Source organism: Micromonospora sp. AMSO12t, assembly GCF_008806585.1.
GTDB classification, from domain to species: Bacteria; Actinomycetota; Actinomycetes; order Mycobacteriales; family Micromonosporaceae; genus Micromonospora; species Micromonospora reichwaldensis.
This window is the reverse complement of sequence record NZ_WAAS01000403.1, coordinates 1-4138: the sequence shown is the minus strand read 5'-3', so window position 1 is coordinate 4138 and position 4138 is coordinate 1. Positions and strand designations below refer to the sequence as shown.

Sequence of the window (4138 nt, the reverse complement as noted above, 5' to 3'; positions counted from 1 at the left end):
GTTCAGGGTGGGCCGAGGAGGTCCCAGGGGTTGCCGGCTATGTCGCGGAAGACGGCGACCCGGCCGTACGGTTCCGTGCGCGGGGGCTTCACGAACTCGACGCCCGCCTCGACCATCCGCTGGTGGACGGCGTCGAAGTCGTCGACCTGGAGGAAGAAGCCGACCCGGCCGGCGACCTGGTCCCCGACCGATCGAGCCTGCCGGTCGCCGTCGGCGCGGGCCAGCAGCAGCCCGGTCTGCGCGCCGGGCGGGCGGACGACGACCCAGCGCTTCGGCCGGCCGTCGTTGGTGAGCGACGGGGAGTCCTCCACCAGCTCGAAGCCGAGCACCCCGGTGAAGAACTCGATGGCCGGGTCGTACTCGGCCACGACGATCGTGACCAGGTCGATCCGCACCCGTCAGGCCGTGACGAGGGTGGGGAGGTGGCGCTCCACTGCCGGCAGTACGTCGGCCACGGACACCGGGCGGCCCAGCTCGGCGGTGAGCGAGGTGACCCCGGCGTCGCGGATGCCGCAGGGCACGATCCGGTCGAAGTGACCCAGGTCGCAGTCGCAGTTGATGGAGAAGCCGTGCAGGGTCACCCCGCGGGCGACCCGGATGCCGATGGCCGCCACCTTGCGCGCCGGGCCCCGGTCGTCCTCGGGCACCCAGACCCCGCTGCGCCCCTCGACCCGGCCGGCGGTCAGCCCGAACTCGGCGCAGACATCGATCAGCAGCTGCTCGGTGCGGCGGACGTAGGCGACCACGTCGACCGGGTCGGGCAGCCGCACGATGGGGTAGCCGACCAGCTGCCCCGGGCCGTGCCAGGTGATCTTGCCGCCCCGGTCCACGTCGACGACGGGGGTGCCGTCCATGGGGCGGTCCCACGGCTCCGTGCGCTTGCCGGCGGTGTAGACGCTCGGGTGCTCCAGCAGCAGCACGGTGTCGCCGCGCTCGCCGGCCACCACCGACTCGTGCAGCCGACGCTGCTCGTCCCAGGCGGCCTGGTAGTCGAGGACACCGGCGCGGACGGCCGTGAGGCCGGAGGTCGTCGTGGTCACGCCGCCAAGCCTAGACCCGTACCGGGCGGTCACCAGCGGTGACGCGGCTCACGGCGGGACCCGGCGGCGGGGCCGGCTGCCCGCGTTCGGCCGGGGCGACGGCTCAGCCCTGCGGGACCCGCCACAGCCACACGTCGTCCACCCGCTCGGGCGGGCCGAGCAGCGAGGTCACCGTACGCCGGACGGCCTCCTCGTCGACCGGCCACTTCGCCCCGTGCACCTCGTCGGGCAGCACGATCGTCTCGATCCGCCAGTGCCGCAGGTCGGCGCGGACCTCCTGGAGGCTGCCCTCCGTGATGATCGGCACCAGCCCGGTCCGGCCGGCCTGGTCCACCAGCGCGCTGAACGGGCGCGGCGGCGGGCCGATCCGTCCCCGCCCGTCCGGGCCGCCGGGGCCGAGGAAGAAGCCGGAGGGGATGGCGAACTCGCCCTGCCGGTGTGCCAGCGCGTACGCCTGCCAGCGCTGGCCGTCGGGGTAGACGTCGAGGGTCAGCGGCACCGGGGTCAGCACCCCGCCGGGGGAGACGTACTCCCGCCACGTCCCGGCGGTGATGAAGCGCGGGATCGGCTCGCGTTCGATGGTCAGCAGCGGCGTCGGCACCAGCGGCAGCAGCGCCAGCGCGAACCCCGCCCACCAGGCCAGCCGCGTCCGGCGGCGCCGGGGCGGATCGGCGCGGAGCTGGTCGACGGCGTACGCGAGCAGCACCCCGATCACCGGCGCCACGACCAGCGCCAGCCGGGCGGGCAGGGCGGCGTTCACCACCGGCAGGTGCCCGAGCAGGTCGAACGGCATCGGCAGGTCCGTACGACGGCCGTCGATCTTGGCCTCGGGGCCGAAGGAGAGCACGGTGAACACGACGGCGGTCACGCCCAGCGCCCAGAGAGTCGCGCGGCGGGCCGCGTCGGCCCGGCGCCACAGCGCCACGAAGCAGGCGACGGTGAGCAGCAGCAGCCCGATGCCGAAGAACGAGTTCTCCTCGGTCGGGTTCGGCGCCAGCCGGGTACCCAGGCCCACCTCCCCGGCCAGCGAGCGGCGCGGGTACGCCCCGTAGGCGACGACGTCCTCGGAGTGGATGACCGCGTCGAAGCCGGTGCCGTGGAAGCGCTGCGGGCCGGCGAAGTGCAGCCACAGCGGGTACGCCAGCAGCACGCCCGCGACGACGGCGGTCACGCCGAGGCCGCGCAGGAAGGTCGGCAGCGCCGCGCGGGCCTCGGCGCGGCGGGCCGGGTGCAGTGCCCAGACGGCGACGAAGACGCCGAGGGCCAGCGCCGTGAAGAAGAGCCCCTCGGCGGCGATGGAGAAGGCGACGGCGACGAGCAGGCCGAGGATCGCGCCGTCGCGCAGCGGGTGCCGGGAGCCGCGCAGCGCGAAGGTCCGCCAGATCAGCAGCGGCACCAGCCAGCCCGCCGTCCAGTTCAGGTGCGCGTTGGCGTGCGAGACCATGCCGGGGGAGAAGCCGATGAACAGCCCACCGACGGCGGCGGCGAGCGGGCTGCGGACCAGGTGCCGGGAGAGCAGCCAGTACCAGGCGAACGCGGTGGCGGCCAGGTTGAGGGTGAGGATCACCAGGAACGTGGCCGGCGGCCCGATCAGGTACGTCAGCGGCGCGAAGACCACCGCGTACACGGTGATCGAGGTGTTGACCGCGAGGTTCACCCCGTCGGGGACGTTGACCAGGTAGGTGAAGAGCGGGTCGTCGCCGTGGGTCACCGCGTGGCCGCCGAAGGCCAGCAGCCACTCGAAGAGCGCCTGGTCGCTGGAGTTGACCGTGATGGCGCGGGCGTTCGGGTCCTGCCACAGCCCGCTGGTCACCCAGACGGCGAGCGCCAGCGCGACCAGCGCCACGATCAGGTCGGCCCGCCGGTGGCGGACGACGCGGGGCGGCGAGGCCGGCGAAGGCGCCAGGGACGGGGAGGTCGGCACGCAGCGGACGTTACCAACCGCACCGGGGCATGCCGGTCAGGACGCACATCCTTCGGGCGCGGAATGTGTGACCGTGCCCCATGTCACAACATCGACGTATCGACGTAACGTCGCGGCAATTCGCGGGTGACCCAGTTCACACCCCGTCCCCAGGAGGCCCCGTGCGCCGCTCCCCGTCCCTGCTCTCCCGGCTGACCGGCGCGGTCGCCGGGATGGTCCTCGCCGCCGCCGCGGTGGCGACCGTCGCCGCCCCCGCCCAGGCCGCCACCCTCACCCAGGTCACCAACTTCGGCTCCAACCCGGGCAACCTCGCCATGTACGCGTACCGGCCGGACAACCTGCCGGCGGGCGCCCCGGCCGTCGTGCTGCTGCACGGCTGCACCCAGAACGCGGCCGGCTACTTCGCCAACTCCGGCTGGCAGAAGTTCGCCGACCAGTGGAAGTTCACCCTGATCGTGCCGCAGCAGTCCAGCGCCAACCAGCCGCTGAGCTGCTTCAACTGGTTCGTCGAGCAGGACATCACCCGAGGCTCCGGCGAGGCCCTGTCGATCAGGCAGATGGTCGACCACGCGCGGAACAACTACGGCACCGACGCCCGCCGGGTGTTCGTCAGCGGCCTCTCCGCCGGCGGGGGAATGAGCGCGGTCATGCTGGCCACCTACCCGGACGTCTTCGCCGCCGGCTCGGTCGTCGCCGGCCTGCCGTACCGCTGCTCGCCGCCCGCCTCCACCAGCACCTGCCAGTACAGCGGGGTGAACAAGACCCCGCAGGAGTGGGGCAACGTGGTCCGGGCCGCGTACCCCGGGCACACCGGCCCGCGCCCCCGGGTCGCCATCTGGCACGGCACGTCGGACTCCACCGTCGTGCCGGCCAACGCCACCGAGCTGCGCGACCAGTGGACCAACGTCCGGGGCGTCTCGCAGACCCCCACCAGCACCGCGTCGCTGCCCGCCAACACCAGCCTGGAGGTGTACGGCAACAACGACGTGCGCGTCTACCGGGTCTCCGGCATGGGTCACGGCACCCCGGTCGACCCGGGCCCGGGTGCCGAGCAGTGCGGCACCGCCGCCGCGTACATGCTCGACACCATCTGCTCGGCGTACCACGACGCGGTCTTCTTCGGCCTGAACGGTGGGACGAACCCCACCCCGACGCCGACGGCGAGCCCCACCGC

General features: G+C 73.6%; 4 protein-coding genes. 1 reads left to right on the top strand and 3 read right to left on the bottom strand.

The genetic code is table 11. The features are described 5' to 3' along the window. Positions 1–2: 2 nt before the first annotated feature. The 3 genes from F6X68_RS31235 to F6X68_RS31225 all read right to left on the bottom strand — a co-directional run bounded on the left by F6X68_RS31235 (position 3) and on the right by F6X68_RS31225 (position 2964). A complete protein-coding gene (locus F6X68_RS31235) occupies positions 3–395 on the bottom strand; it encodes a VOC family protein (RefSeq protein WP_151457613.1) in 393 nt (130 codons plus the stop codon). 3 nt (positions 396–398) lie between these two features. Next, positions 399–1040 carry a lipoyl(octanoyl) transferase LipB gene (lipB, locus tag F6X68_RS31230; RefSeq protein ID WP_151457612.1) on the bottom strand — a complete coding sequence of 214 codons (642 nt, stop codon included), beginning with the start codon at positions 1038–1040 and terminating at the stop codon, positions 399–401. A gap of 103 nt (positions 1041–1143) precedes the next feature. Continuing rightward, positions 1144–2964 carry a DUF2079 domain-containing protein gene (locus F6X68_RS31225; protein ID WP_151457611.1) on the bottom strand — a complete coding sequence of 607 codons (1821 nt, stop codon included), beginning with the start codon at positions 2962–2964 and terminating at the stop codon, positions 1144–1146. Between the two features lie 161 nt (positions 2965–3125). Here F6X68_RS31225 and F6X68_RS31220 point away from each other — a divergent pair. Continuing rightward, positions 3126–4138, top strand: a 1013-nt coding sequence (locus tag F6X68_RS31220) for a PHB depolymerase family esterase (RefSeq protein ID WP_151457610.1), incomplete at its 3' end; no start/stop codon positions are given.